24 protein-coding genes are annotated in these 26,393 nt (G+C 61.7%); 11 read left to right on the forward strand and 13 right to left on the reverse strand.

What is annotated here, in order from left to right; all coding sequences use genetic code 11:
- Positions 1-90: 90 nt before the first annotated feature.
- Positions 91-603: a glycine cleavage system protein R gene (locus tag C4J86_RS24265; RefSeq protein WP_124372075.1), complete on the reverse strand. Its 513-nt coding sequence runs from the start codon at positions 601-603 to the stop codon at positions 91-93.
- A 267-nt stretch (positions 604-870) separates the two neighbouring features.
- Here C4J86_RS24265 and C4J86_RS24270 point away from each other — a divergent pair, with 267 nt between their 5' ends.
- On the forward strand, positions 871-3,048 hold the full coding sequence (locus C4J86_RS24270; protein WP_124372076.1) for a malate synthase G: 2,178 nt from the start codon (positions 871-873) through the stop codon (positions 3,046-3,048).
- Positions 3,049-3,115: 67 nt separating this feature from the next.
- Here C4J86_RS24270 and C4J86_RS24275 read toward each other — a convergent pair whose 3' ends face one another.
- Positions 3,116-3,490, reverse strand: a complete 375-nt coding sequence (locus C4J86_RS24275; protein ID WP_124372077.1) for a hypothetical protein — start codon at positions 3,488-3,490, stop codon at positions 3,116-3,118.
- Positions 3,491-3,619: 129 nt separating this feature from the next.
- Positions 3,620-4,066, reverse strand: coding sequence for a response regulator (locus C4J86_RS24280; protein ID WP_124372078.1), 447 nt, complete (start codon positions 4,064-4,066; stop codon positions 3,620-3,622).
- 246 nt (positions 4,067-4,312) lie between these two features.
- Between C4J86_RS24280 and C4J86_RS24285 the strand changes: the two genes are divergently transcribed.
- The 8 genes from C4J86_RS24285 to C4J86_RS24320 all read left to right on the forward strand — a co-directional run bounded on the left by C4J86_RS24285 (position 4,313) and on the right by C4J86_RS24320 (position 13,384).
- Positions 4,313-6,235 carry a putative nucleotidyltransferase substrate binding domain-containing protein gene (locus tag C4J86_RS24285; RefSeq protein WP_124368596.1) on the forward strand — a complete coding sequence of 641 codons (1,923 nt, stop codon included), beginning with the start codon at positions 4,313-4,315 and terminating at the stop codon, positions 6,233-6,235.
- A complete protein-coding gene (locus C4J86_RS24290; RefSeq protein ID WP_124372079.1) occupies positions 6,232-6,939 on the forward strand; it encodes a PolC-type DNA polymerase III in 708 nt (235 codons plus the stop codon). The genes C4J86_RS24285 and C4J86_RS24290 overlap by 4 nt, the downstream gene beginning before the upstream one ends.
- 182 nt (positions 6,940-7,121) lie before the next feature.
- Positions 7,122-7,640, forward strand: a complete 519-nt coding sequence (locus C4J86_RS24295; protein ID WP_124364692.1) for an RNA polymerase sigma factor — start codon at positions 7,122-7,124, stop codon at positions 7,638-7,640.
- Complete coding sequence (locus C4J86_RS24300; protein WP_124372080.1) at positions 7,637-8,605, forward strand: FecR domain-containing protein; 969 nt, start codon at positions 7,637-7,639, stop codon at positions 8,603-8,605. The genes C4J86_RS24295 and C4J86_RS24300 overlap by 4 nt, the downstream gene beginning before the upstream one ends.
- A gap of 210 nt (positions 8,606-8,815) precedes the next feature.
- On the forward strand, positions 8,816-11,245 hold the full coding sequence (locus C4J86_RS24305) for a TonB-dependent siderophore receptor (RefSeq protein WP_124372081.1): 2,430 nt from the start codon (positions 8,816-8,818) through the stop codon (positions 11,243-11,245).
- A gap of 63 nt (positions 11,246-11,308) precedes the next feature.
- The gene (locus C4J86_RS24310) at positions 11,309-12,412 is read left to right on the forward strand and encodes a PepSY domain-containing protein (RefSeq protein WP_124372082.1); all 1,104 of its coding nucleotides are present in this window, start codon (positions 11,309-11,311) and stop codon (positions 12,410-12,412) included.
- Positions 12,409-12,591, forward strand: coding sequence for a hypothetical protein (locus C4J86_RS24315; RefSeq protein ID WP_124372083.1), 183 nt, complete (start codon positions 12,409-12,411; stop codon positions 12,589-12,591). Before C4J86_RS24310 ends, C4J86_RS24315 begins: the two co-directional genes overlap by 4 nt.
- Positions 12,592-12,754: 163 nt before the next feature.
- On the forward strand, positions 12,755-13,384 hold the full coding sequence (locus C4J86_RS24320; RefSeq protein ID WP_124372084.1) for a glutathione S-transferase N-terminal domain-containing protein: 630 nt from the start codon (positions 12,755-12,757) through the stop codon (positions 13,382-13,384).
- A 174-nt stretch (positions 13,385-13,558) separates the two neighbouring features.
- Here C4J86_RS24320 and creD read toward each other — a convergent pair whose 3' ends face one another.
- Genes creD through C4J86_RS24340 form a run of 4 tightly spaced genes read right to left on the reverse strand, consistent with a single transcriptional unit; the run spans position 13,559 to position 17,616 of the window.
- Positions 13,559-14,932: a cell envelope integrity protein CreD gene (gene creD, locus C4J86_RS24325; RefSeq protein ID WP_124372085.1), complete on the reverse strand. Its 1,374-nt coding sequence runs from the start codon at positions 14,930-14,932 to the stop codon at positions 13,559-13,561.
- Positions 14,933-14,983: 51 nt separating this feature from the next.
- Positions 14,984-16,423, reverse strand: coding sequence for a two-component system sensor histidine kinase CreC (gene creC / locus C4J86_RS24330; RefSeq protein ID WP_124372086.1), 1,440 nt, complete (start codon positions 16,421-16,423; stop codon positions 14,984-14,986).
- A complete protein-coding gene (gene creB, locus C4J86_RS24335; protein WP_124372087.1) occupies positions 16,423-17,091 on the reverse strand; it encodes a two-component system response regulator CreB in 669 nt (222 codons plus the stop codon). The genes creC and creB overlap by 1 nt, the downstream gene beginning before the upstream one ends.
- Positions 17,092-17,100: 9 nt before the next feature.
- Entirely contained in the window at positions 17,101-17,616 is a 516-nt protein-coding gene (locus C4J86_RS24340; RefSeq protein WP_372238155.1) for an ATP-dependent zinc protease, read from the reverse strand.
- A 171-nt stretch (positions 17,617-17,787) separates the two neighbouring features.
- Here C4J86_RS24340 and C4J86_RS24345 point away from each other — a divergent pair, with 171 nt between their 5' ends.
- Positions 17,788-18,675 carry an acyltransferase gene (locus C4J86_RS24345; protein ID WP_124364701.1) on the forward strand — a complete coding sequence of 296 codons (888 nt, stop codon included), beginning with the start codon at positions 17,788-17,790 and terminating at the stop codon, positions 18,673-18,675.
- Here C4J86_RS24345 and C4J86_RS24350 read toward each other — a convergent pair.
- Positions 18,672-19,244: a DUF2780 domain-containing protein gene (locus C4J86_RS24350; protein ID WP_124364702.1), complete on the reverse strand. Its 573-nt coding sequence runs from the start codon at positions 19,242-19,244 to the stop codon at positions 18,672-18,674. The two genes, C4J86_RS24345 and C4J86_RS24350, sit on opposite strands and share 4 nt — an antisense overlap.
- A 125-nt stretch (positions 19,245-19,369) precedes the next feature.
- Between C4J86_RS24350 and C4J86_RS24355 the strand changes: the two genes are divergently transcribed.
- Entirely contained in the window at positions 19,370-19,828 is a 459-nt protein-coding gene (locus C4J86_RS24355) for an anti-sigma factor domain-containing protein (protein WP_124372088.1), read from the forward strand.
- 139 nt (positions 19,829-19,967) lie between these two features.
- On the opposite strand, the gene fdhA is transcribed toward C4J86_RS24355, so the two are convergent.
- The 5 genes from fdhA to C4J86_RS24385 form a co-directional block, all read right to left on the reverse strand.
- The gene (gene fdhA, locus C4J86_RS24360) at positions 19,968-21,167 is read right to left on the reverse strand and encodes a formaldehyde dehydrogenase, glutathione-independent (protein ID WP_057723611.1); all 1,200 of its coding nucleotides are present in this window, start codon (positions 21,165-21,167) and stop codon (positions 19,968-19,970) included.
- 190 nt (positions 21,168-21,357) lie between these two features.
- Positions 21,358-22,215, reverse strand: coding sequence for a formyltetrahydrofolate deformylase (gene purU / locus C4J86_RS24365; protein WP_124372089.1), 858 nt, complete (start codon positions 22,213-22,215; stop codon positions 21,358-21,360).
- Positions 22,216-22,335: 120 nt separating this feature from the next.
- Positions 22,336-22,968: a sarcosine oxidase subunit gamma gene (locus C4J86_RS24375; RefSeq protein WP_124372091.1), complete on the reverse strand. Its 633-nt coding sequence runs from the start codon at positions 22,966-22,968 to the stop codon at positions 22,336-22,338.
- 94 nt (positions 22,969-23,062) lie between these two features.
- On the reverse strand, positions 23,063-26,080 hold the full coding sequence (locus tag C4J86_RS24380) for a sarcosine oxidase subunit alpha (protein WP_124372092.1): 3,018 nt from the start codon (positions 26,078-26,080) through the stop codon (positions 23,063-23,065).
- Entirely contained in the window at positions 26,077-26,379 is a 303-nt protein-coding gene (locus C4J86_RS24385; RefSeq protein WP_124372093.1) for a sarcosine oxidase subunit delta, read from the reverse strand. The genes C4J86_RS24380 and C4J86_RS24385 overlap by 4 nt, the downstream gene beginning before the upstream one ends.
- Between the last annotated feature and the right edge of the window lie 14 nt (positions 26,380-26,393).

The raw sequence follows: 26,393 nt of genomic DNA on the forward strand, positions 1-26,393 counted from the left end.
GAAGAGCCCCGGGCGGCGTGGCCTGGCGTCGGGTCTCTACAGGTTATCCACAGGCCCATGCAAGATTTCCATGCATAACCTTGTGCATGGTTATTCGTCGGCGCGCAGTTCCACCATCAGATCGTCCGCCAGGGTTTCCAGGGAGGCCTGCAACGCCTCCAGGGATAACGTCGACGGCACCTGCAGCAAGGCCTCGGCGTTGAACAGCGGATCGCCGCTCATCGGCGCCGGGCGCACATCGGTGCTCAAGCGCTCCAGGTTGACACCCTGCTGGCTCAACAGCGCAGTGATCTCGCGCACGATGCCCGAGCGGTCATTGCCTACCAGGGTCATCACAATCGGCTTGGAGGCCGAGGCCTGCCCGGAACTGCCCTCACCCACCAACACGCGAATGCCGTGTGTGGATAAATCCTCCAGCGCCCCCACCAATGCCTGACGACCCTCTGCGGGAACGCTGACACGCAGAATCCCGGCAAACTGCCCGGCCATGTGGGCCATGCGGCTTTCCAGCCAGTTGCCACCGTGGGCGGCAATGTTTTGCGCGATGCGCTCAACCAGGCCGGGTTTGTCGGCGGCGATAATTGTGAGTACAAGATGGTCCATGGCGAAGCCCTCTGGAATTCAATCTACAAGGTGGACCCGGGAGCCCTCGAAAACAAATCGTGTACCATTTTTATATTTATCTGGAACAATCCAATAGTTTTTTGAGAACATCCGGTTCTCCGCTGTGACCGTACGACCAAAGTGGGTCGCTAAACGACGTATTTAGTCTAATTTTCACAACCGCAAGTCATCATGTAGTATGCCCAACCGTGCACTACATAATGAAAATCTGAAAAAGCGCATAAGCTCCGCAGAGTGAGGCAAGCAATGACTGAACACGTTCAAGTCGGTGGCCTGCAGGTCGCCAAAGTCCTGTTCGACTTCGTGAACAACGAAGCCATTCCCGGTACCGGCATCACTGCCGACCAGTTCTGGGCCGGCGCCGACAAGGTCATCCACGACCTGGCCCCGAAGAACAAAGCCCTACTCGCCAAACGCGACGATTTCCAGGCGCAGATCGATACCTGGCACCAGACCCATGCCGGCCAGGCCCACGACCCGGTGGCCTACAAAGCCTTCCTGCAAGACATCGGATACCTGCTGCCAGAAGCCGCAGACTTCCAGGCCTCGACCCAAAACGTCGACGATGAAATCGCGCGCATGGCCGGCCCTCAGCTGGTGGTGCCGGTGATGAACGCCCGCTTCGCCCTCAACGCCTCGAATGCGCGCTGGGGTTCGCTGTATGACGCGCTGTATGGCACCGACGCCATCAGCGAAGCCAACGGCGCGGAAAAGGGCAAGGGCTATAACAAAGTGCGCGGCGACAAGGTCATTGCCTTCGCCCGTGCGTTCCTCGACGAAGCCGCGCCGCTCAGTGCGGGCAGCCACTTTGATTCCACCGGCTACAAGATCGTCGACGGCAAGCTGATCGTCAGCCTCAAGGGCGGCAGCAACAGCGGCCTGCGTGACGACGCGCAGTTGATCGGTTTCCAGGGCCCTGCGGCCGAGCCGATTGCGATTCTGCTCAAGCACAACGGCCTGCACTTCGAGATCCAGATCGACGCCAGCACCCCGGTCGGCCAGACCGACGCGGCCGGCGTCAAAGACGTGCTGATGGAAGCCGCGCTGACCACCATCATGGACTGCGAAGATTCCGTCGCCGCCGTGGATGCCGACGACAAAGTGGTGATCTACCGCAACTGGCTCGGCCTGATGAAGGGCGACCTGGCCGAAGAAGTGGCCAAGGGCGGCAAGACCTTCACCCGCACCATGAACCCTGACCGCGTCTACACCGGCGTGGATGGCAGCGACGTGACCCTGCATGGCCGTTCGCTGCTGTTCGTGCGCAACGTTGGCCACTTGATGACCATCGACGCGATCCTCGATAAAGACGGCAACGAAGTGCCGGAAGGCATCCTCGACGGCCTGCTCACCAGCCTGGCGGCGATCCACAGCCTCAACGGCAACAGTACGCGCAAGAACAGCCGCACCGGTTCGATGTACATCGTCAAACCGAAGATGCACGGCCCCGAAGAAGCGGCGTTCACCAACGAGCTGTTCGGCCGTATCGAGGACGTGCTGAACCTGCCGCGCAATACGCTCAAAGTCGGGATCATGGACGAGGAGCGGCGTACCACCGTCAACCTCAAGGCCTGCATCAAGGCGGCCAGCGAGCGCGTGGTATTTATCAACACCGGCTTCCTCGACCGTACCGGCGACGAAATCCACACCTCCATGGAAGCCGGCGCGATGGTGCGCAAGGCCGCCATGAAAGCGGAAAAATGGATCGGCGCCTACGAGAACTGGAACGTCGATATCGGCTTGAGCACCGGCCTGCAAGGGCGTGCGCAAATCGGCAAAGGCATGTGGGCGATGCCCGACCTGATGGCCGCGATGCTCGAACAGAAAATCGCGCACCCACTGGCCGGCGCCAACACCGCGTGGGTGCCATCGCCCACTGCGGCTGCGCTGCATGCGCTGCACTATCACAAGGTTGACGTGTTCGCGCGCCAGGCCGAACTGGCCAAGCGCGAGCGCGCATCCGTGGACGATATCCTGACCATTCCTCTGGCGCAGAATACCGACTGGTCCGAAGAAGAGATCCGCAACGAACTGGACAACAACGCCCAGGGCATCCTCGGCTATGTCGTCCGTTGGATCGACCAGGGCGTCGGCTGTTCGAAAGTGCCGGACATCAACGATGTCGGCCTGATGGAGGACCGCGCCACCCTGCGTATCTCCAGCCAGCACATCGCCAACTGGTTGCGCCACGGCATCGTCAACGAAGCCCAAGTGATGGAAAGCCTCAAGCGCATGGCTCCAGTGGTGGATCGGCAGAATGCCGGTGACAAGCTGTACCGCCCGCTGGCTCCGGATTTCGACAGCAACATTGCGTTCCAGGCAGCGGTGGAGCTGGTGATTGAAGGGGCTAAACAGCCTAACGGGTATACCGAGCCGGTGTTGCATCGTCGGCGTCGGGAGTTCAAGGCCAGGAATGGTTTGTAACTGACTACTGAAATATAAAAGCCCCGGCTATATGGCCGGGGCTTTTTATATGGCGGCTTCTCAAAGTTTAAGCACGCACAATGACGTAATCGCCCGAGAGCACGAGCGTAGAGCCTTCCCCGGCGCCCGTTCCGTCAACTTTTACGTCGTTAAACGTACCTGTATACGTATTACCTAGAACTACCACACGGAGAGTACCTGCAACTACATGGCCAAACTCTTGTCCAGAAGGACTATTAGCTTTCACCTTGATTTTCGTATGCGGTAATGTTTGGGTTTCAGTCACGTAAGCACCGTAATCAAGTTCCAGAAACGTAGAATCCAAACTCGCGTCCATCCTGAACCCGGCAGGGCCGCCAGAAAAACTATCCGGCCTAAACCTATTATCTTCACCATCTACAACGACTTTAATATTAGAACTGTGTTTTTCGTCATTACTCATGATGAACTCCTGCTCGTCGCTTGATTGGGTACCGATGCCGAACCAGCACCCTCCAAACGATTAAACAACCCCCCTCAAAACGCCGATACTGTGAAATCTGACAGTCCCGACCGACGGTAAATACCACGCCTACTGCGCCATCCCCAACTCGCGTTTGACCATCTTCGCCAACTTCACGCTATCAATCGGTTTGAGCAAGAAATCCACCACGCTCAAGTGCATGGCATCGATCACATCCGGCGCTTCGGCGTCCCCCGACATGATGATGATCGGCAACGCCGCGCGGGTCGACTCGCGCACTTTTCGGATCAATTCCAAACCGTTGCTCGGTGCCATGCGCAGGTCGGTGATCAGCAAACCGATGGAGCTGGTGGAATTCAACAATTTCCATGCTTCCTCACCACCGTCAGCCGTCATGCAGCGAATGCCGTTCAGCCCGAGGATTTCCGCCAGCAATTCACGCGCATCCTTGTCGTCGTCCACGATCAATACACGTTGGGGCGGTAAATCGGGCTCCAGCATCACGGCGCTCAGCGCCTCGCGCTCGGCATCACTCAAAATATCGTGGTCGGACATACAGTTCTCAGCAATTCTCATCAATCTCGCAGCACACTCGTCAGACATCTGCGGGAGGGCGAACAATGTGCACTTCGTCGGAAAGTTTGCCTAGTGGGTGTTCTACGGGTTTTGGACGATAGTCATGTAAGGTTTTTCCTTAGTTTTGCGTGGGTTTCACCAACCTAGACTTACGTCCAATGGGCACCCGCCGTGCGGCAGTCGACCATGCAGCACGATAACGACAAAAAAACTGCGGTCACTGTTATGAGTAAAGCTGATGCTTTCACGCAGGCGGGTAAAACCGCCGTGTTGCAGAACATCCATGGCACTTTGCAATTCCTGCAACGCTTCCCTCCATTCAATCAGATGGAGCAGGCGCACCTGGCGTTTCTGGTGGAACAGTGCCAACTGCGCTTCTATGGCCCCGGCGACAGCATCCTCAAACCGTCGGGCGGGCCGGTCGAGCATTTTTATATCGTCAAGCAGGGCCGCGTGGTCGGCGAGCGCCCGGACTCGGCAGATACCACGTTCGAAATCACCACCGGCGAGTGCTTCCCCCTCGCCGCCTTGCTCGGCGAACGCGCCACCCGCACCGAGCACAAAGCCGCCGAAGACACCTTCTGCCTGCAACTGAACAAGATGGCGTTCATCAAGCTGTTCGCCCTGTCCAGCCCGTTTCGGGATTTCGCCCTGCGCGGTGTCAGCAGCCTGCTTGACCAGGTCAACCAGCAGGTGCAGCAAAAAGCCGTGGAAACCCTTGGCACCCAATACTCCTTGAACACTCGCCTGGGTGAACTGGCCATGCGCCATCCCGTCACCTGCAGCCCGGACACCGCGCTGCGCGAAGCGGTGAGGCTGATGCACGAACAGCAGGTCGGCAGCATTGTGATTGTCGATGAGCACAAGGCGCCGCTGGGCATCTTCACCTTGCGTGACCTGCGTCAGGTGGTGGCCGACGGTACCGGTGATTTCAGTCAAGGCATCGCCGGCCATATGACTCAGGCGCCGTTTTTCTTGTCCCCGGACCACAGCGCGTTCGACGCGGCGATCGCCATGACCGAGCGGCATATCGCCCATGTATGCCTGGTGCAGGACCGGCGCCTATGTGGCGTGGTTTCGGAGCGCGATCTGTTTTCCCTGCAGCGCGTCGACCTGGTGCACCTGGCGCGGACCATCCGCAACGCGTCCCGGGTGGAACAGCTGGTGGCGATCCGCGGCGAAATCGGCCAACTGGTCGAGCGCATGCTGGCCCACGGCGCTTCGTCGACCCAGATCACTCACATCATTACCTTGCTGAACGATCACACCGTGTGCCGTGTCATCGAGCTGACCCTGGCGGAAAGAGGCGACCCCGGCGTGCCCTTCAGTTGGCTGTGTTTTGGCAGCGAAGGCCGCCGCGAACAGACGCTGTACACCGACCAGGACAACGGCATCTTGTTCGAGGCCAAAGACGCCGTGGAGGCCGCCGACATTCGCGAGCGCCTGCTGCCCCTGGCGCAACAGATCAACCAGAGCCTGGCGCTGTGCGGCTTCAGCCTGTGCAAGGGCAATATCATGGCCGGCAACCCGGAGCTGTGCCTGTCGCGGGCCGAGTGGGCGCGGCGGTTTGGCGCCTTCATCCGCGAAGCGACGCCGGAGAATCTGCTGGGGTCGAGCATCTATTTCGACTTGCGGGTGGTGTGGGGCGACGAGCAGGGCTGCGAGCAACTGCGCCAGGGCATTCTGGATCAGGTGGCGGATAACCGACTGTTCCAGCGCATGCTGGCCGAGAATGCCTTGCGCCAACGCCCACCCGTGGGGCGCTTTCGCGAGTTCGTGCTGACGCGCAAAAGCGGTGAAAAGGCCACCCTTGATCTCAAGGTGCAGGGCCTCACGCCGTTTGTGGACGGTGCGCGCCTGCTGGCCCTGGCCCACGGTGTGCATGCCAACAACACCCTGGAGCGGCTGCGCCAGTTGGTCGCCAAAGGCGTGATCGAGCCACTGGACGGCGCCGCGTATGAAGAGGCCTATCACTTCATCCAACAAACCCGCATGCAGCAGCACCAGGTGCAGACGCGGGAAAACCAGCCGTATTCCAACCGCGTCGATCCGGACAGCCTCAACCATCTGGACCGCCGCATCCTGCGCGAATCCCTGCGTCAGGCCCAGCGCCTGCAAAGCAGCCTGACCTTGCGCTATCAACTGTGAGCCTGTTCAGTTGGCTGCGCGCGAAAAAACCCAGGCTCGACGCGGCGCAGCAGCAGCGCCTGGCCGAGTTGCGCGGGCCCTCGGCGCTGGGCCATGGCACATTGCGCAGCCAGCGCTGGGTGGTGGTCGACCTGGAAACCAGCGGCCTGAACCTCAACCGTGACCAGGTGCTGTCCATCGGCGCCGTGGTGATCGAGGACGGTGCGGTGGATTTCTCGCAGATGTTCGAACGCACCCTGCAACGCACCGCCACCAAACTCAGCCCCAGCGTGTTGATCCACGGCCTCGGCCCCAGCGCCATCGCGGCCGGCAGCGACCCGGTGGACGCGCTGCTGGACTTCATGGCGTTCGTTGGCGACAGCCCGCTGCTGGCCTTCCATGCGCCGTTCGATCAACACATGCTGGGCCGGGCGCTGATGGACAGCCTGAGTTATCGCCTGACCCACCCGTTTCTCGATGTGGCCGATATCGCCCCGCTGTTATGCCCTGAAGCGAACATCCGCGAAGCCGGGCTGGATGACTGGATCAGCCATTTCAAATTGCAGGTGGGCGAGCGCCATCACGCCAGCGCCGATGCACTGGCTACGGCGGAGCTGATGCTGATTCTGTTCAGCCGTGCGCGCCAGCAACACATCGACACGCCCCAGGCGCTGCAAGAGCGCTTGTCCCAGTGGAAGCGGCGTAAACAAGCTCCGTCTTTCTAGTGGACGCGGAGCGTCCGGGCGGCATTCCCACGCCGTCGTTCTAGGGGACGCGGAGCGTCCAGGGCGGCATTCCCACGCAGAGCGTGGGAACGATCTCCCGACAGACGCCAATTGCGCCCATCCCACGCCTCTGACACAATCGCGAATAATTCTCGTTAGTTTAAACTTTATTCGGTGATGCCTTGTCGTCGGTCCAGCCCCCACACAGTGAGCTTGTTGGCGCGTTGTATCGCGACCATCGTGGCTGGCTGCTGGCCTGGCTGCGGCGCAACGTAGCCTGCCCGAGCCGCGCCGAAGACCTCAGCCAGGACACCTTCATGCGCCTGCTGGGCCGAGACGGGCTGCGCGCTCCCCGCGAGCCGCGCGCCTTTCTGGTAGCGATAGCCAAGGGCCTGCTGTTCGACTATTTCCGCCGCGCTGCCCTGGAACAGGCCTACCTCACCGAATTGATGCTGATCCCGGAAAGCGAACACCCTTCGCCCGAAGAACAGCACCTGATCCTTGAAGACCTCAAAGCCATCGACCGCCTGCTCGGCACGCTGTCGAGCAAAGCTCGCGCCGCGTTCCTCTATAACCGCCTCGACGGCATGGCCCATGCAGAAATCGCCCAGCGCCTGGGTGTGTCGGTGCCGCGTGTGCGCCAGTACCTGGCCCAGGGCATTCGCCAGTGCTACATCGCGCTGTATGGCGAGCCGACGTGACGCTGATCAGCTCCAAGCCGGTATCGGCCCGCGTGCTGGACGCCGCGATTGCCTGGCAACTGTCCCTCGACGCAGGCGATGGCAGCGAGGTGGAACAGGAAGAATTCGCCAAATGGCTGGCCAGCGATGAAGAACACGCCCGCGCCTGGCGCCAACTGGGCATGCTCGACCAGCGTTTCAGCGTAGCCTGCGGCCCTGCGCGGGCCGCGTTGTTGCAGTCGCGCGAAAGCGTTCGCCAGCGTATGCGCAAGCTGGGCCGTGGCCTGGCGAGCATTGCGCTGGTAGTTGGGCTGGCGTTGTTTGCCGGTGAACGGTACGTGCCGATCCACTATTGGCTGGCCGATCAACGTACCGCCACCGGCGAGCAGCGCACACTCACGCTGGCTGACGGCACCCGAATCACGCTCAATACCCACAGCGCAATTGACGTGCGTTTCGACGATAAGCACCGTTTGATTGTGTTGCAGGAAGGCGAAATTTTCGTCGAGACCGGCCACAACGATGCGCGCCCGTTCTCTGTCCAAACCCGCGACGGCAACCTGCGGGCGTTGGGGACGCGGTTTATCGTCAGGCGCGAAGACCACGCCACACGCCTGAGCGTGCTGCAATCGGCGGTGGCCGCCCAGCCCCAGGCGCTGCATCAGGAGCAGGTGTTCAAGCAAGGCCAGCAAGTGCTGATGCGCAGCGATGGCCTTGGCCCTTTGCTTGCCGTGCCCCCGGCCACCGACGCCTGGACCCGCGGCATGCTGGTCGTCGACAACGCCCGCCTGGGCGACGTGGTGGCGGAACTCGGCCGGTATCGCACCGGCCATCTGGGGGTGGATGACAACGTGGCCGACCTGCGCATCACCGGCAGCTTCCCACTGCACGACACCGCCCTGGCGCTCAATGCGCTATTGCCCACATTGCCGGTGCAGATCGAGCAGCACACGCCGTGGTGGGTGACCGTCAAGGGTAAGCCTTAGGGTTTTGCAGTGCCTGGGCGAACGCTATCGGGAGCAAGCCCCCTCCCACATTTTGAATGTATTTACAAATCAAAGTGTGGGAGGGGGCTTGCTCCCGATGAGGCCCTGAAGGAACACCACCCAAAAAATATTTTCACCCCCGCCCTATCACTTTCCGATTCTCGTCCGGCACCTAGGCAATTGAGAAATATTTCCATTCAGGAGCCGCCCATGTCCCGCACGCTAGACACTTTATTGCGCCCCAGCCTGTTAGCCGTGGCGATTGCCCTCGGTGCCCCGCTGGTCAGCACCCCGCTGATCGCTGCCGAACAGGCCACCAGCGTGCGCGCCTACAACCTGGCGCCCGCCCCACTGGCCTCCACCCTGAACCAGATCGCCAGCCAGGCCGGCCTCGCCCTCACCCTCAACCCGGCCCTCGCCGCCGGCAAGACCTCGGCCCCGGTCAAGGGCCAGTTCGACGCCCAGGGTGCGTTGCGTGAAGCGTTGCGGGGCACGGGGTTGCAGTTGGAGCAGAGCAGCGCCGGGACGTTTACGTTGGTGGCGATTGCAGACGGTGTCGTGGCGCTGCCGGAGACGAGCATTATTGGTCAGGGCAGTTATGAGAGCGCGTGGGGGCCGGTGGAAGGTTACCTGGCGAAACGCACCGCCGCCGGCACGAAGACCGATACGGCCCTGGTCGAAGCGCCGCGCTCTATCTCCGTGGCCACCCGCGAGCAAATGCAGGATCGCAACGTGCAGAACCTCGACGACGCCGTCAAATACATGCCCGGCATCGTCTCCGCCAGCTACGGCAGCGACACCCGTTATGACTGGATGCGCGTACGCGGTTTCGAACCCACCCAGTTCCTCGACGGCCTGCCACTGTCCCGTGGCGTGTACGCCAACCCGAAAGCCGAAACCTGGAACCTGGACCGCCTCGCCCTGCTGCGCGGGCCTGCCTCGTCGGTCTACGGCCAGACTCCGCCGGGCGGCCTGCTGGACATGGTCAGCCGCCGTCCCAGCGCAGAATCGAGCCACGCCATCCAGGTGCAATACGGCAGTGACAACTACCGCCAGATCAATTTCGAAAGCACTGGCAAGATCGATGATGAAGGCCAGTTTCTCTACAGCCTTGGCGGCGTGGTGCGCGATGCCGGTACCCAGGTCGATCACATCGACAACAAGCGCTACAACATCGCGCCAAGCCTGACCTGGAATATCGACACCGATACCAAGCTGACTTTCCTGTCGCAGTTCACCCGTGACGATACCGGCACCACCAGCCAGTTCCTGCCGATCCAAGGCACCAAGATCAAATCGCCGCTGGGCGAGGTTTCCCACCACAAGAACCTCGGTGACCCCGATTACGATTTCTACGACCGCACCTATTACGCACTGGGCTACGCGTTCGAGCACCGCTTCAATGACACCTGGCAGTTCAAGCAGAACCTGCGCTACACCAAATCCGAGTTGGCGTTTCAGCAACTGACGGTGGGTTCGTTTGCCTTCTCACCGGCCGACGCCAATGGCGACATCACCCGCTCGTCGACCAACGTGGACGAGGACATCAGCCAGTTCGCCGTCGATAACAACTTCCAGGCGGACTTCTCAACCGGCGCTGTCAACCACACCGTTCTGCTCGGTCTGGACCATCAACGTACCGATACCTCGTACTTGGCGATTTTTGGCGACGGCGGCACCACGAACATCTTCAACCCGGTCTACGGCCAGCCGATCGTGCGCCCGGCGCGCTCCACGGCGTTCTACGACTACAACCAGAAAACCGTGCAGACCGGCCTTTACGTGCAGGACCAGATGGCCCTGGACAACTGGCGCCTGACCCTGGGCGGTCGTGAAGACTGGGTGCATCAAGGCACCACGTACTTCAACAAGAACGATGCGACCAACACCGACCGCAGCAAGAACTTCAGTGGCAATGCAGCATTGAGCTATGTGTTTGACTCGGGTTTAGTGCCTTACCTCTCGTACGCCGAGTCATTCCAGCCCGCAAGCAACGCCAGCGTGGACCCCCTTCAGTCGTTTAAACCGACGGAAGGCAAACAGTGGGAACTGGGGATCAAATACCAGCCACCGGGCTCCAACACCTTGCTTAGTGCTGCGGTCTATGACCTGACCCAGAAAAACGTGCAAGTCACCAGCTTCCAGTCCGGCGGCGCCTCGGTAACCGACCAGACCGGCGAGGTAAAGGTTAAGGGCCTAGAGTTGGAAGCCATCTCTGACGTGACCGAAAACCTCAAGGTTATCGCGGCCTACACCCTGGCCAAGTCCGAAGTACAAAAAGGCCAATACAAAGGCAACCGCCTGCAACTGATGCCAAACCAGCAAGCCTCCCTGTGGACCGACTACACCTGGCATACCGGCGCACTGGATGGGTTCGGCATCGGTTTTGGCGCCCGCTACACCGGCAATACCTATGGCGACCAGGCCAATACCTGGTCCGGCAAAGCCAACGCCTACACCGTATTCGACGGCGCCGTGCACTACGACCTCGGCCGCCTGGACAACAGCCTCAAGGGCGCGTCGGTAAAAGTGAACGCGACCAACCTGTTCAACAAGGATTACATTTCCACCTGTGACGGTTCCTACTGCTACTTCGGCGACCAACGCAGCGTCGTCGCCAGTGCCACCTACCAATGGTAATCGGCTGAGTTAACAACCGGGCCGCCCCACAGGGGCGGCTTTGGTGTGTCTGAAGGCTAGAACATGAAAAGCAAAACCATCCGCCGCTGGTCCTTCATCCACACCTGGACCAGCCTGATCTGCACCGTATTCCTGCTGCTGCTCGCCCTAACCGGCTTGCCGCTGGTGTTTCACCACGAGATCGACCATCTGCTGGGCAACGAGCCGCAGCTCAAGCAGATGCCCGCCGAGACGCCGCAACTCAACCTGGAGCAGCTGGTGGCCAAGGCCCAGGCCCATCGACCCGGCGAGGCCATGCAGTACCTGGCGTGGGATGAGGACGACCAGAACGGTGTGATCGCGATCATGGCTGCCACGGCCGGCACCGAGCCGAATTCGTCCCACACCTTCATGCTGGATGCGCGTACCGGCGAAGCGGTGGAAATGCCCTCCGCCAATGGTGGGCTCACCCTGTTCCTGCTGCGCCTGCATGTGGACATGTTCGCCGGGCTGCCAGGCAAGCTGTTGCTGGCGTTCATGGGGGTTCTGTTCGTGCTGGCGATTGTCTCGGGCACGGTGCTGTACCTGCCGTTCATGCGCCGCTTGAAGTTCGCCACCGTGCGCCAAAACAAGTCCACTCGCCTGCGCTGGCTCGACCTGCACAACCTGATCGGCGTGGTCACCCTGACGTGGGCACTGGTGGTGGGCGTGACCGGTGTGATCAGCGCCTGCGCCGACCTGATCATCGCCGCCTGGCGCGAGGACGCCCTCAGCGCCATGATCGAACCTTATAAAAATGCCCCGCCGCTGACCCAGCGCGCACCGGCCACTGAGCTGCTGAGCATTGCCGCCAACGCCGCCCCCGGCATGCAAGCGGACTTCATCGCCTTCCCCGGCACGCGCTTTTCCAGCGAACATCACTACGCCGTGTTCATGAAGGGCAGCACGCACCTCACCTCCCATCTGCTCACCCCGGTATTGATCGACGCCAGCACCCTGGCCGTGACCGCCATCGCCGCACGGCCCTGGTACATGGACGCCATGGGCATGTCCCAGCCGTTGCACTTCGGTGACTACGGCGGCATGCCGATGAAGATCCTCTGGGCGGCGCTGGATGTGCTGACCATCATCGTGCTGGTTAGCGGCATTTACCTGTGGATCGTACGGCGCAAGGCGGGCAAGGCATGAAGCCCCGGCAGTCGAGTTTCTGGAAAGTGTTTGGCATTCCGCTGGGGATTGGCCTGCTCAGCGCCACCGGGTTGTTTGCGGCGTTGCTGGGGGATGGGGGGTGGGATGTGTTGAGTTGGGTCGGGTTGGGCGTTCCTGCTGGCATTGGTGCATGGGCGTTGTTCAAGCGGCGCGGCTGATGGCCTCATCGGGGGCAAGCCCCCTCCCACACTTGAATTGTGAATGCCGTTAAATGTGGGAGGGGGCTTGCTCCCGATGAGGCCTTCAAAACCACCAAAAATCCCCCTCGCCAGCCACGGCGCAAGCCTCTAGGCTAGCCACATCCCATTTCGAGGAATGCCCATGTCCGCCCCCAGCATGACCTTGTTCCACAACCCCGCGTCGCCGTTCGTGCGCAAAGTCCGCGTGCTGCTGATCGAGACCGGCCAGCAGGACCGTGTGGCCCTGCATGCCTGTATGCCGACCCCCGTCAGCCCGGACGCGCATGTGGTGCAAGGCAACCCGGTCGGCAAGATCCCGGCCCTTCGCCTGGCCGACGGTTCAGTGCTGCATGACAGCCGGGTGATCCTCGATTACGTCGACCACCAGCACGGCGGCAACCCGCTGATCCCCCGCGACGGCTCGGCCCGCTGGCGCCGCCTGACCCTGGCCTCGATGGCCGACGGAATCATGGATGCCGCCGTGCTGGTGCGCTACGAGACCGCGATGCGCCCGGTGGAGAAACATTGGGATCAATGGCTGGACGAGCAGCGCAACAAAATGCGGCGCGCACTGGCCGAGCTGGAAGCCGAGGCGATTGCCGAACTGCCCAGCCATTTCGACATCGCCGCGATCAGCGTGGCCTGTGCCTTGGGCTACCTCGACTTCCGCCATCCCGACCTGCAATGGCGCGTGGATAACCCAAGGCTTGCCGCCTGGTACGCCGAGGTCAGCCAGCGGCCTTCGATGCAGCAGACCCAACCGCCCGCGTGATGTTCACACGGACCCAATGTGGGAGGGGGCTTGCCCCCGATTGCGGTGTGTCATTGCGCTCATTTTTCTCTGAACCACCGCTATCGGGGGCAAGCCCCCTCCCACATTGAGCGGCGGTGTGATTGAGGAAGTCGATCATCCTGGCCTTCATTTGCTGGTCCTCGCGCAACCCGATCATTGCACCGCCTCCAGATCGAACTGCAACGGCTCTGCCGTCTTGCGCTTGCCCACGCCATACCAATCCAGCCTGCGCGTGAGCACCATCACCGTGCCCAGCAGGCCGAACAGCAACAACGAGCCCATCAGCAACGCGTAATCCTCGGCACTCAGCAGCCCGTACAACAACCCATACAACGCCGCCAAGCCCACCGAAAAGCCCAGGCCGTGGACTACGCTGCGCAGCACATGGCACACGTAGAAGCCGATCAACAGCACGCAGGCGCTGGCCGATATCAGGTACGCCAGGGCAAACCCCAGATGCTCGGACAGCGACAACAGCAGCAGGTAGAAGAACGCCAATGCAAAGCCCACCAAGGCGTACTGGATGGGGTGCACCGCCAAGTTCTTGAGCACTTCGAACAGGAAGAAGCCGGCAAAGGTCAGCGCGATGAACAGCAACGCGTATTTGATCGCGCGCTCGCTCTTGAGGTACTGGTCCACCGGGTCGATGAAGTTCACGCCGAAGCTGCGGTTATTGAAGTCATCACAGCCCTGGCGGTCCAGGCAGGTTTGCAGGGCCTGCTCGAGGTTGGTTGCGAAGAACGAGGTTTGCCAGTGGGCGGTAAAGCCCTTGTCGGTGACTTCCCGCTGCGCCGGCAGGAAGTTGCCGATAAAGCTTGGGTGCGGCCAGTTGGAAGCAAGTGATACCTGACTGGTCTTGCCCACGGGCACCACCTGCAGTTGTTCGGTGCCCTGCAGGCGCAGGTCAAAGGCGAAATCCACGGTGGCGGGTTTCCGGCTGTCCTGGTCGGGCAGCAGCACATGCACGCCCTCTCCCAGCCAGTCCACCAGGGAGCCCGGCGCAAATTCCAGGCGCTGATCGCCCAGCTCCAGCGTCAGCGCATTTTCGATGCCGCGAATATCGCTGATGCCCATCGCCAGAAACGCCGGTTCAAAACGGTAGTCGGCGAAGTTTTCCGTGATGCCCAGTTGTGCAGGCAGTTGGAAACGCCCACTGATGCGGTTGGCGGCATGAAACAACCGCGCCTGGTAGATGCCCCGTGCGCGCAGCTCCGTCTGCACCTGGCCGTCGAGTTCAAAGCGCTCCGGCAGGAAATACAGACGGCCGCGCTCCTCACGGGTTTCTTCGTAGCGTTTGTTGAGTTTTTCATTGAGTTTCCATTCGCGCACCGTCTTGCGATAAGGCACCACCATCACCGGGCCGGTGAGGCGCTGCGCGAAGCTGGAACTGCGGGCGATGTCCATCAATACGCCGTCGCGCAGTTGCTGGCGGTCGCTGATGATGCCGTTGATCATCAGCAACGGAATCAGCAACAGCAGGATCAGCAGCGCAATCGCGCCAAGTTTGAAAAGCAGGCTGCGGTTCATGGGACTCTCCCTGTTTTGATAAGGAGAGTCTGGGCAGCCTGTGCGGGGGATTTATGTGGGCAGTGTGGAGATTGTGTGGAGATGCAGCACCACCTCCACACCACCCGGTACGTTGCCGATCTGCAGCGCGCCGCCGTGCAGCTTCATCACTTCTTCGACAAAGTTAAGGCCCAGGCCGGTGCTTTTGCGCCCGCTGGCCGGACGCGGCAGGGAATAGAAACGCTCGCTCAGGCGCGGCAAGGCGTAATCCGGAATCGGCGCGGCCTGGTTGAACAGGCTCACCCGAACGTCGTTGTGCCGCACCTGCGCACTGAACCGCAGTTCGCCTCCGGGCGGGGTGAAATCCAGGGCGTTATCCAGCAGGTTGCCCAAGGCCTGGCGCAGCAGGAACGGTTCGCCAAACACCCTCACATCGGCGCCGATACTTTGCTCGACCTGCAGGCCGGCGCTTTCGATCCGCGCACATTGCGCCTTGAGTACGTCATCGACCAAGTCGGCCAGCGCGATACTCGATTGTTCTTCCAACCCCTGGCGTTGCTCCACCTGTGCCAGGTTCAACAACCGCTCGATCAGCTGCTGCAGGCGCGCGCTTTCGCTGTCGATATTGCCGACAAAACGCTGCTGCTGTTCGCGGGTCATGTCGCCCTGCAGCAACTCCGCCGCGCCGCGAATGGCCGCCAGTGGGCTTTTCAGTTCGTGGGTCAGGGTGTGCACGTAGTGTTCGACATAGGCTTTGCCCTCCAGCTGCGTGCGCATGTGTTCGACAGCGGTGGACAGCTGCTTGAGCTCGCCGCCACGGTAATGGGGCAACTCGGCCCGACGCCCTTCGCTGACGGCCTCGGCATAGGCGGTCAAGCGTTTCAGGGCGACGCTCAGCCACCAAGACAACAGTGCGCCCAGCAGCAGGCCCAGAGTCACCAGCCCGGCGCCATACCACAGCAGGCGCCGCTCGGTGCGGTCGACGTAGGGCTGTAACGAGCTATTGGGCTTGGCCACGGTTACCACGCCGATAATCCGGCCGTCGTCGCGAATCGGCGCGCCCACGTGCATCACCGACGAGGTTGGGTCATCCGCTTCGTTGCGGGTTGAGCGCGCGCCGTACTCACCGCGCAGGGTCAGGTACACGTCGTTCCACCTGGAATAGTCCTGGCCCACCGCCTCGCCCGTGGAGTCGAGCAATACCGTGCCCTTGGCGTCGGTGACATAGATGCGGTGGTTGACCTGGTTCTTCGGCAGGCCCCAGATGACCGCACCCGGCTGACGATTGCCATACGCCTTGAGCACCTGCGGCCAGTGGCTCTGGCCGAGGGTGCCGTTCTTCACATCGGTGCGCAGGATTTCGGCGAGCAGGTTGGCGGTGTCCACCAGGGTTTCTTCGGTGGACTGGCGTACGCCGGGGCGGATTTCCTTCATCACTGTGTTGAGCACAAAGTAACCGGTCAGGCCGATAAACAGCGCGTAAACCAGGAAAATCCGCAGCCCCAGGCGCATCAGCTATGGCTCGGGCTGTAGCTGTAACCCAGGCCGCGATGCGTCTGGATCGGTTCGGCATCGGCGGCCACGCTGCGCAACTTGCTGCGCAGGCTTTTGATATGGCTGTCGATATTGCGCTCATAGCCGGCGTCGGCGGGTACGCCTACCGCGTCCAACAGTTGCTCGCGGCTGAACACACGCTCGGGTTGCTCCAGCAGGCTTTGCAGCAGGCGGAATTCGTGACGCGTCAGGCTCAGTGCCTGGCTGCGATAGTGGATCTGCATGCGTTCCAGGTCGACCTGGAACACCGCAGGCGCCGCATTCGGGCCGACCCGCTTGAGAATCGCCCGCACCCTGGCCGCCACTTCACGCGGGCTGAAGGGCTTGACCACGTAATCGTCGGCGCCGATTTCCAGCCCCACCACCCGGTCGATCTCGCCATCGCGCGCGCTGAGGAACATCACCGGCACTTCGCTGAACCGGCGCAGTCGCTTGCAGGTTTCAAAACCGCTGATGTCGGGCAGGCCGATGTCGAGGATGATCAAATCGGCGGGGGTTTGGCGCTGATGCTCCAGCGCCGCCTGGCCCAGGCTCAGCCAGGTGGTGCTAAAGCCCTCGCCTTGCAGGGCGAAGATCAGCGTGTCGGCAATCGCCGCTTCGTCTTCGACAATCAGGATATGCGGCATGTGGGTCCGTCAGCAGTCCGGTTTGTCGGCAGTGTAACGACGGGCCGGGTTTACTGCTGCACCGAATTCACGCAAGGCCTTGGCGCCGATCAGCAGCGGGTAATTGAAGCTGCTGCGGTCGGTAAGGTTGACCTCGACGGTACGCTTGACGTCACCCAGGCACATCTCCAGGTCGATCACCGGGCGCTTGGCCACACTGGCTTCGTCCTTGTCGTCATCTTCGTCGGCGCGGCTCTTGATCTTGCTGATGCGCGAGACCTTGTGCTCGTAGACTTTGTTGTCGGCGTCCTTGCCGCCGAGGCGGAAGCGCACCCAGTCGTCGCCATCACGGGTGAAGGTTTCGATATCGCGGGCCGACAGCGAGGCGGTCAACGCGCCGGTGTCCATCTTGGCCTTGAAGGTCTGGCCGATTTCCGGCAGTTGAATGTATTCGTAGCGACCGTAGAGGGTCGGTTCGGCGGCCATCACGGGCAAGGCGGTGATAACGGGAAAAACTAGGGCGAACGCGCCAAGGAGCAATTTCACGGCATGATTTCCTCGAAAGAAGTGGACGGATTCTAGACCGCACGCACGGCACTTAGTTGGATCACCGAGCATAACCGGCACGTTGTGAAACATTCGTACAGCCATTTGCGATTTGGCCTCTAGACTCACCTTGCTTATCATTGCCCGCCCACAGAATTTCAAGAGTTGCTTATGCGCCGCCTGCTCACCGGCTGTTTGGTCACACTGCTGCTGTTACTCAACACGCTGATTTTGATCGGCCCCTTGCTGGTGTTTGCCCTGCTCAAGCTGGTGGCACCGGGCCGCTCGCGCGACTACGCGTCATCGGCGGTGATGTGGATCGCCGAGACCTGGGCCGAGATCGACAAGCTGATCTTCGCGGTGTGCATTCCCACCCAGTGGGATATTCGCGGCGGTGAAGACCTGCGGGGCGACACCTCTTACCTGGTCATCAGCAACCACCAGTCCTGGGTGGATATTCCAGCGCTGATCCAGGCGCTGAACCGACGCACACCGTTCTTCAAATTCTTCCTGAAAAAAGAGCTGATCTGGGTGCCCTTCCTTGGCCTGGCCTGGTGGGCGCTGGATTATCCGTTCATGAAGCGCTACACCAAAGCGTACCTGGCCAAGCACCCGGAGCTGGCCGGGCAGGACCTGAAGATCACCAAAGAGGCCTGCGAGCTGTTCAAGCGCCAGCCGGTGACGGTGGTCAACTACCTGGAAGGCACGCGGTTCAGCGAGGCTAAACGCAAGCAGCAGGACTCGCCGTTTAACCGACTGCTCAAACCGAAGGCGGGCGGCGTGGCCTTCGTGCTCGCGGCGCTGGGCGAGCAGTTGGATGCCGTCCTCGACGTGACCGTGGTCTATCCACAGCCAAAGATTCCAGGGTTCTGGGATTTGATCAGCGGCGCGGTGCCGAAGGTGATCGTGGATATCCGCACCCGTGAATTGGACGCGGCGTTGTGGCAGGGGGACTACGAGAACGATCCGGCGTTTCGCCTGACCGTCCAGAACTGGGTCAACCAGCTCTGGCGGGAGAAGGATGCGCGCATCGAGCAGCTGCGCGCGCAGCAGTCTTAGCTGCCGGTGCCCCAGGCCTGGGCCAGCTTGCCCAGCACCGAGCTATCGGCGCCCTGCCCGCCCAGGTATTGCAGGATCACCGGGGCAAACTGACCGATCATGCCGCTGTCCATGCCCAGGGCGCTGAACGCGGTGTTCAAGTCATTGGTGTTTTTCACGTTGCCCAGCAGGCCGTCCAGGCCGCTGGTCTTGCTGCCGCCGGCCTGGCCGAGCATCCCGCTCAAGGCACCCAGGCTGCCCAGGGCATTGTTACCCGACAGTTTATCGAGGCCCGGCACGCTATCGCCCAGCTGGGAAAAGTCATTGCTGCTCAGCTTGTTCTTCGCCAGGCCCAGCATCGCGCCCGTGCCGCCGACGGCTTGCTCCGGGGTGATATTGAGTTGAGAGGTCAAGGCTGTCAGCAGGTCGGCCGTCTCCGATGTTGGAGCAGCGGCGGCGGCTTTGTTGTTGCCACCCTGCATCCCGGAGATGGCGTTGGCCGCATCGCCAAGGCTGAAGCCTGCGGCAAACACCGGGCTGGCGGCCACGGTCAACAGGCAGGAAAGGGCAAAACCGCGTGAAATCTTCATCAAGACAACCTCAGGAGATAGGTGCAAAAGCAGGCGTTGGACTGGGTATCCCGTCGGTTGTTCCGGAACCCATCGGGGATAAGCGGGTCTAGGAACTGACTACAAAATTTGTCAGGAAGAGACTTATGACTGCGATCCAACCCCAAGTGATTGAGCACAAGCCTGCCTTCTGGAGCCGCCCGCGTCTGTTCATCGGCGCCTGTGCCGTAGTGGCTGCCGGCATCGGCGGCGCGCTCTACACCCAGGACAGCGTCAAATCCGCGGCGACGTTGGTGACGACGACCCAGCAGCCGGCCGCGCAAATCATGGCGCACAAGGATTATCTGGAAGTACAGCCGATTGCCGCCACGGCGCCTGCGCCCGACCAGAGCCTGGAGCTGTGGGCCATCCCCAAAGACGGCACGCCTGTGTCTCTGGGACTTTTGCCGGAAGATGGCAAAGGCATCATCGGCCTGAACCCGCGTCAGCAGGAAAGCATCAGCAAACCGGTGGAGTTGATGGTGAGTTCGGAGACCAAGGGTGGCTCGCTGAGCAAGCAGCCAACCGGCCCGACCGTCTACCAGGGTGCGCTGGCCGCACGCTAAACACCCTGAATCCCTTGTGGGAGGGGGCATGCCCCGATAGCGGCAGGTCAGTCACAGAGGCACTGACTGAACCACCGCCATCGGGAGCAAGCCCCCTCCCACATTTGATTTTCAGTGGCTGGGACATTTGCCCAAGGCTTTACGCCGCGCTGAACATTTTATGCGGATCAATCACAAACTTCTTCGGCACACCCGCATCGAACTCGCCATAGCCACGTGGCGCGTCATCCAGGCTGATCACCTGCACGCCGACGATTTCAGCGATGTTGATACGGTCCCACATGATCGCCTGCATCAGCTGGCGGTTGTACTTCATCACCGGCGTTTGCCCAGTGTGGAAGCTGTGGGATTTGGCCCAACCCAGACCAAAACGAATGCTCAGGCTGCCCATTTTTGCGGCGGCATCGACAGCGCCTGGGTCTTCGGTGACGTACAGGCCAGGGATGCCGATCTTGCCCGCCACGCGCACTACGCCCATCAGTGAGTTGAGTACGGTGGCCGGGGCTTCGGCCTTGACGCCGTCGTGGCCGTGGCCGCGTGCTTCAAAGCCTACGGCATCGACGGCGCAGTCCACTTCCGGCTCGCCGAGCAGCGCGGCAATCTGTTCGTGCAACGGCGTGTCAGTGGACAGGTCGGCGATTTCAAAGCCCTGGGCCTTGGCGTGGGCCAGGCGGATCGGGTTGACGTCGCCGATGATCACGACCGCAGCGCCCAATAGGCGTGCTGATGCGGCAGCGGCGAGGCCGACCGGGCCGGCACCGGCGATGTAGACCGTGCTGCCTGGGCCAACGCCTGCCGTGACCGCGCCGTGATAGCCAGTCGGCAGGATGTCGGAGAGGCACGTCAGGTCGCGGATTTTCTCCATCGCCTTGTCGCGGTCCGGCAGTTTCAACAGGTTGAAGTCGGCGTAAGGCACCAGCGCGTATTCAGCCTGGCCACCGGTCCAGTCGCCCATGTCGACATAGCCGTAAGCACCGCCCGGGCGCGCCGGGTTGACACTCAAGCACACGCCGGTGTGCATTTCCTTGCAGGAGCGGCAACGACCGCACGCTACGTTGAAGGGCACCGACACCAGGTCGCCGATCTTCAGGTTCTCGACGTCGCTGCCCTTCTCGATCACTTCGCCGGTGATTTCATGCCCCAGCACCAGGCCGGTCTGGGCGGTGGTGCGGCCACGCACCATGTGTTGGTCGGAGCCGCAGATGTTGGTAGAGACCACGCGCAGGATGACGCCGTGCTCGATCTTCCTGCCACGGGGGTCCTGCATTTTGGGATAGTCGATTTTCTGTACTTCGACCTTGCCGTTGCCGAGATACACGACACCACGATTACCAGACATGCTTTCACCTCGCTGTTGTTTTTATGGAACTGCGTTGCCCTGTTAGGTGGGCAGCGCGTTTAAGTGCTCGGGTTGCAGATGCTGTTTTTGCGTTGTTTTTGAGGGCCTCATCGGGGGCAAGCCCCCTCCCACATTTGCTGGTATTCACAATTTAAAAATGTGGGAGGGGGCTTGCTCCCGATGGCGTCAGTCAAAGCACCACAGTTCTATTGGCGTTCAAAAACACCCGCCGCTCGATGTGATACCCCACCGCCCGCGCCAACGTAAGCCCTTCGATATCGCGCCCCTTGGCAATCAAATCCTCGGGATAGTGGCTGTGATCCACCACCTCCACGCCTTGGGCGATGATCGGGCCTTCATCCAGATCGTTGTTGATGTAATGCGCCGTGGCGCCGACCAGTTTCACGCCCTTGTTGTACGCCTGGTGGTAGGGCTTGGCGCCTTTGAAGCCCGGCAGCAACGAGTGATGGATGTTGATCGCCTTGCCGTCCAGCTTGCGGCACAGTTCCGGCGACAGCACCTGCATGTAGCGCGCAAGAATCACCAACTCGGCGCCGGTGTCTTCCACCACTTGCCACACCTGGCGCTCCTGGGACGGCTTGTCGTTGGGGTCCAGCGGGAAATGGAAGTAGGGAATCTGGTGCCAGTCGGCCAAGGGTTTCAGATCGGGGTGGTTGGACACCACCGCGACCACGTCCATCGACAATTGGCCTATGCGCTGGCGGTACAGCAGGTCATTAAGGCAGTGATCGGCCTTGGAGACCATGATCACCACTTTGGGCCGGTAGTTCGGCGCCGTCAGCTCGAAGATCATGCCAAAGGCTTCGCCGCGCGTGGCCAGGCCGTCGCGAAAGGCTTGCTCGTCAAAACCGCCCGGCTGGCGGAATTCCACACGGATGAAAAACCGGCCCGAGAGGCGGTCATCGAACGAGTGGTGCTCGGTGACGTAGCAGCCCTGCTCGAACAGGTAGCGGGTGACCGCGTCCACCGTGCCGAGCACGCTGGGGCAGTCGGCGGTTAAAATCCATGTATCGGGTGCGCGGCTCATTACGGTTGACTCCTTGATCGTTCCCACGCTCTGCGTGGGCATGCCGCCATGGACGCTCTGCGTCCGCTCTTGGGACGCCGAGCGTCCCGGGATGCGTTCCCACGCGGAGCGTGGGAACGATCAGGCTTGAACGCTCAGGCCAAACTCGGCGGAGGCGTCCTGCAACCACAACCACCAGTAATCCGAGAAGCTGCGACGGATCAGCAGTTCCCAGGTGTCTTCTGCGGTATGACGGATCACCAGTTGCGACTTGGCGAACACCGTGCCCACCGCCTTGCCCACCGGGAAGTTGTTGGGGTGCACGTCGTAGCTGGTGGACTTCATCAGCACATCGCGCACGTTCGGACCGCTGAGTTCAAGAATTTGCTGGCCGCCGCTGACGTTGACGATCTGGATATGCAGGTCGCCCAACGCCGCGCGCAGGTTTTGTTCGGCAGCGAACTCTTCGCCGCCTGGCACGATCAGCAGCCATTCGTCCGGGCCGAGCCATTGCAGGCTGGTTTCACCGTTGACGATGACCTGCAGGGCGCCAGGCAGTTCGATGCCCAGGGCCTTGTGCACGCCGCTGGCGAACGCGGCATCGTGGCCGTCGCCGCGGATGGTCAGGTGGCCCAGAAGTTTCTTTTCACGCACGGTCACGCCGGCATTCTTGCGGCCCTTGCCGACCAGGCTGGCGAGGTCGGCATGATGCAGCGACGACTCGGCCTTGGCACCGGTGGTGGGGCGTTGTTGGTATACGTTGGCTGCTGTCATAAAGCACCTTGTCTTAAATTGATCGTTCCCACGCTCTGCGTGGGAATGCCGCCCGGGGATGCATTCCCACGCGGAGCGTGGGAACGATCAGGTATCAGATGTTCTGCCGCTCACCTTTCGGATCAAAGAACACCGAAGACACAATCTCCGCCTCGATCACGCTGCCATCGGCCTGGGGCGAAAACACCCGTTCGCCGATGCGCTTCAAGCCGCCCTTCACCACGCCCATGGCAAACGAATAGCCCAGGGAGTTGTGCGCATAGCTTGAGGTGACGTGGCCGACCATCTTCATCGGGATCGTCTGCTTCGGATCGAACACCAACTGTGCGCCTTCCGGCAGCCACACGCTCGGGTCGATCGGCTTGAGGCCCACCAATTGCTTGCGCTCTTCACGCACGCAGTCTTCGCGGTTCATCCCGCGCCAGCCGATCCACGAGAACGGTTTGGTACGGCCTACGCACCAGCCCATGTTCAGGTCGTCCGGAGTCATCGAGCCGTCGGTGTCCTGGCCGACGATGATGAAGCCCTTCTCGGCGCGCAGTACGTGCATGGTTTCGGTGCCGTACGGCGTCAGGTTGTACTTTTTGCCGGCCTCGACGATCTGTTCCAGCACGCCCATGGCGTAGTCGGCCTGCACGTTGACTTCATACGACAGCTCGCCGGTAAACGAGATACGGAACACCCGCGCCGGTACGCCGCCCACCAGGCCTTCTTTCCAGGTCATGAACGGGAAGCCGTCCTTGTCCAGGTCGATGTCGGTGACTTCGCTCAGCAGTTTGCGGCTGTTGGGGCCAGACAGGGTCATGGTCGCCCAATGGTCAGTGACCGAGGTGAAGTACACCTTGAGGTCCGGCCATTCGGTCTGTTGGTAGATTTCCAGCCACTGCAGAACACGCGCGGCACCGCCGGTGGTAGTGGTCATCAGGAAGTGGTTGTCGGCCAGACAGGCGGTGACGCCGTCGTCGAAGACCATGCCATCTTCCTTGCACATCAGGCCGTAGCGCGCCTTGCCCACGTCGAGCTTGGTCCAGGCGTTGCTGTAGATACGGTTGAGGAACTCACGGGCATCCGGGCCCTGGATATCGATCTTGCCGAGGGTGGACGCATCCAGCAGGCCGACGCTGTCGCGCACGGCCAGGCATTCGCGTTTGACCGCAGCGTGCAGGTCTTCGCCGTTGCGCGGGAAATACCACGGGCGTTTCCACTGGCCGACGTCTTCAAATTCGGCGCCGTTCTTCACGTGCCAGGCTTGCAGCGCGGTGTAGCGCACCGGTTCGAAGATGTGCCCACAGTGACGGCCCGCTATCGCGCCGAATGTCACGGGTGTGTAGTTGGGACGGAACATGGTGGTGCCCATCTGCGGGATGGTCACGTTCAGCGAGCGCGCGGCAATGGCCAGGCCGTTGACGTTACCCAGCTTGCCCTGGTCGGTACCGAAGCCCAGCGCGGTGTAGCGCTTGACGTGCTCGACCGATTCGAAACCTTCGCGGGTAGCCAGTTCGATGGCGGCGGCGGTCACGTCGTTCTGCAGGTCGACGAATTGCTTCGGCGCCCGTGCGGTAACTTTTTCGTGCGGTACCTGGAACAGCGCCAGGGTCGGCTCTTCCAGACGGCTCAAGGCTTTCGGCAACACGCCTTCAACCGGGGCGAACCCGGCTTCGCTGGCCGCACGTACGCCGCCCTCGAACCCATCGGCCAGGGAATCGCCCAGACCGTAGACGCCGTTGATACCGCCGACGCACACGCGTTTCTGCGGCGCTTCGCCCGGCACGAAACCGAGGATGTCTTCACGCCAGGTCGGCTTGCCGCCCAGGTGCGAGGCCAAGTGGACCACCGGGCTGTAGCCGCCGGAGCTGGCCACCAGGTCGCAGTCCAGCCACTCGCCGGGGCTGGTGACCTTGTGAGCCTTGACGTCGATGGCGGCAATACGCGCAGCGCTCACGCGCTTGGTGCCACGCGCTTCGACTACGGCGCTGCCGGTGAGGATACGAATGCCCTTGGCGCGGGCTTCTTCAACCAGCGCGCCGCGTGGGTTGTGGCGTACATCGGCCACCGCGACCACTTGCAGGCCCGCATCGAGCCAGTCCAGTGCAACGCGGTAGGCGTGGTCGTTGTTGGTCGACAGCACCAGTTTTTTGCCCGGTGCCACGCCGTAGCGGCGCACGTAAGTAGAGACGGCTCCGGCGAGCATGTTGCCCGGCACGTCGTTGTTGCCGTACACCAGCGGACGCTCGCACGCACCGGTGGCCAGCACCACGCGCTTGGCGCGCACGCGGTGGATACGCTGGCGCACCACGCCGATCGGCGCGCGGTCGCCAAGGTGGTCGGTGAGGCGCTCGTGAATGGTCAGGAAGTTATGGTCGTGGTAGCCGTTGACGGTGGCGCGGGGCAGCAGCACCAAGTCCGGCAGGGCTTTCAACTCGGCAATGACGCTGGCAACCCATTCGGTCGCCGGCTTGCCGTCGAGGCTTTCGCGCGAATCCAGCAGCGAACCACCGAACTCTTCCTGTTCATCGGCAAGGATCACCCGCGCACCGCTGCGCGCAGCCGCCAGTGCAGCAGCGAGGCCAGCCGGGCCGGCACCGACCACCAGCACATCGCAGTGACGGTTGAAGTTGTCGTAGGTGTCCGGATCGTTTTCGGTCGGCGAACGGCCAAGACCGGCCGCCTTACGGATGTACTTCTCGTAGGTCATCCAGAACGACTGCGGGTACATAAAGGTTTTGTAGTAGAAACCCGGCGGCATCAGCTTGCCGCCGACCTTGCCGAGGATGCCCATCATGTCGTTGTTGACGCTCGGCCAGCCGTTGGTGCTGGTGGCGACCAAACCCTGGTACAGCGCCTGTTGCGTGGCGCGCACGTTGGGAATCTGGGTGGCTTCGGTGGCGCCGATCTGCAGCACCGCGTTCGGCTCTTCGGCGCCGGCGGCGAAGATGCCGCGGGGGCGCGAGTACTTGAAGCTGCGGCCGATGATGTCGACGCCGTTGGCCAGCAGTGCAGCGGCCAGGGTGTCGCCTTCAAAGCCCTTGTAGCTCTGCCCGTTGAAGGTAAAGGTCAGGACTTTGTTACGGTCGATCCGGCCACCGTTGGACAGGCGATTGATCTGGCTCATACCTTCTCTCCAGCGGCCTTGGCGGTGAATTGCGGCTTCTCGCCGATCTTGTAGGTTTCAAGAATTTCGTAAGTCAGGGTGTCGCGCGTTGCGTTGAAGTACTGACGGCAACCGGCGGCGTGAATCCACAGTTCGTGGTGCAGGCCACGGGGGTTGTCGCGAAAGAACATGTAGTCGCCCCACTGCGCATCGGTGCAGGCATTCGGGTCCAGCGGGCGCGGGATGTGCGCTTGGCCGGACGCGTGGAATTCCTCTTCGGAGCGCAGTTCGCCACAGTGAGGACAGAAGATATGCAACATAGGAAATTTCTCCT

Origin of the sequence: Pseudomonas sp. R2-7-07 (genome assembly GCF_003852355.1) — a bacterium.
In the GTDB taxonomy this organism is placed as follows: domain Bacteria; phylum Pseudomonadota; class Gammaproteobacteria; order Pseudomonadales; family Pseudomonadaceae; genus Aquipseudomonas.

What these genes read in the sequence shown, in the direction of transcription:
- C4J86_RS24265 (WP_124372075.1), bottom strand. Translation starts at nt 603, where the DNA reads ATGGACCATCTTGTACTCACAATTATCGCCGCCGACAAACCCGGCCTG.
- C4J86_RS24270 (WP_124372076.1), top strand. Translation starts at nt 871, where the DNA reads ATGACTGAACACGTTCAAGTCGGTGGCCTGCAGGTCGCCAAAGTCCTG.
- C4J86_RS24275 (WP_124372077.1), bottom strand. Translation starts at nt 3,490, where the DNA reads ATGAGTAATGACGAAAAACACAGTTCTAATATTAAAGTCGTTGTAGAT.
- C4J86_RS24280 (WP_124372078.1), bottom strand. Translation starts at nt 4,066, where the DNA reads ATGTCCGACCACGATATTTTGAGTGATGCCGAGCGCGAGGCGCTGAGC.
- C4J86_RS24285 (WP_124368596.1), top strand. Translation starts at nt 4,313, where the DNA reads ATGAGTAAAGCTGATGCTTTCACGCAGGCGGGTAAAACCGCCGTGTTG.
- C4J86_RS24305 (WP_124372081.1), top strand. Translation starts at nt 8,816, where the DNA reads ATGTCCCGCACGCTAGACACTTTATTGCGCCCCAGCCTGTTAGCCGTG.
- C4J86_RS24310 (WP_124372082.1), top strand. Translation starts at nt 11,309, where the DNA reads ATGAAAAGCAAAACCATCCGCCGCTGGTCCTTCATCCACACCTGGACC.
- C4J86_RS24315 (WP_124372083.1), top strand. Translation starts at nt 12,409, where the DNA reads ATGAAGCCCCGGCAGTCGAGTTTCTGGAAAGTGTTTGGCATTCCGCTG.
- C4J86_RS24320 (WP_124372084.1), top strand. Translation starts at nt 12,755, where the DNA reads ATGTCCGCCCCCAGCATGACCTTGTTCCACAACCCCGCGTCGCCGTTC.
- creD (WP_124372085.1), bottom strand. Translation starts at nt 14,932, where the DNA reads ATGAACCGCAGCCTGCTTTTCAAACTTGGCGCGATTGCGCTGCTGATC.
- creC (WP_124372086.1), bottom strand. Translation starts at nt 16,423, where the DNA reads ATGCGCCTGGGGCTGCGGATTTTCCTGGTTTACGCGCTGTTTATCGGC.
- creB (WP_124372087.1), bottom strand. Translation starts at nt 17,091, where the DNA reads ATGCCGCATATCCTGATTGTCGAAGACGAAGCGGCGATTGCCGACACG.
- C4J86_RS24345 (WP_124364701.1), top strand. Translation starts at nt 17,788, where the DNA reads ATGCGCCGCCTGCTCACCGGCTGTTTGGTCACACTGCTGCTGTTACTC.
- C4J86_RS24350 (WP_124364702.1), bottom strand. Translation starts at nt 19,244, where the DNA reads ATGAAGATTTCACGCGGTTTTGCCCTTTCCTGCCTGTTGACCGTGGCC.
- C4J86_RS24355 (WP_124372088.1), top strand. Translation starts at nt 19,370, where the DNA reads ATGACTGCGATCCAACCCCAAGTGATTGAGCACAAGCCTGCCTTCTGG.
- fdhA (WP_057723611.1), bottom strand. Translation starts at nt 21,167, where the DNA reads ATGTCTGGTAATCGTGGTGTCGTGTATCTCGGCAACGGCAAGGTCGAA.
- purU (WP_124372089.1), bottom strand. Translation starts at nt 22,215, where the DNA reads ATGAGCCGCGCACCCGATACATGGATTTTAACCGCCGACTGCCCCAGC.
- C4J86_RS24375 (WP_124372091.1), bottom strand. Translation starts at nt 22,968, where the DNA reads ATGACAGCAGCCAACGTATACCAACAACGCCCCACCACCGGTGCCAAG.
- C4J86_RS24380 (WP_124372092.1), bottom strand. Translation starts at nt 26,080, where the DNA reads ATGAGCCAGATCAATCGCCTGTCCAACGGTGGCCGGATCGACCGTAAC.
- C4J86_RS24385 (WP_124372093.1), bottom strand. Translation starts at nt 26,379, where the DNA reads ATGTTGCATATCTTCTGTCCTCACTGTGGCGAACTGCGCTCCGAAGAG.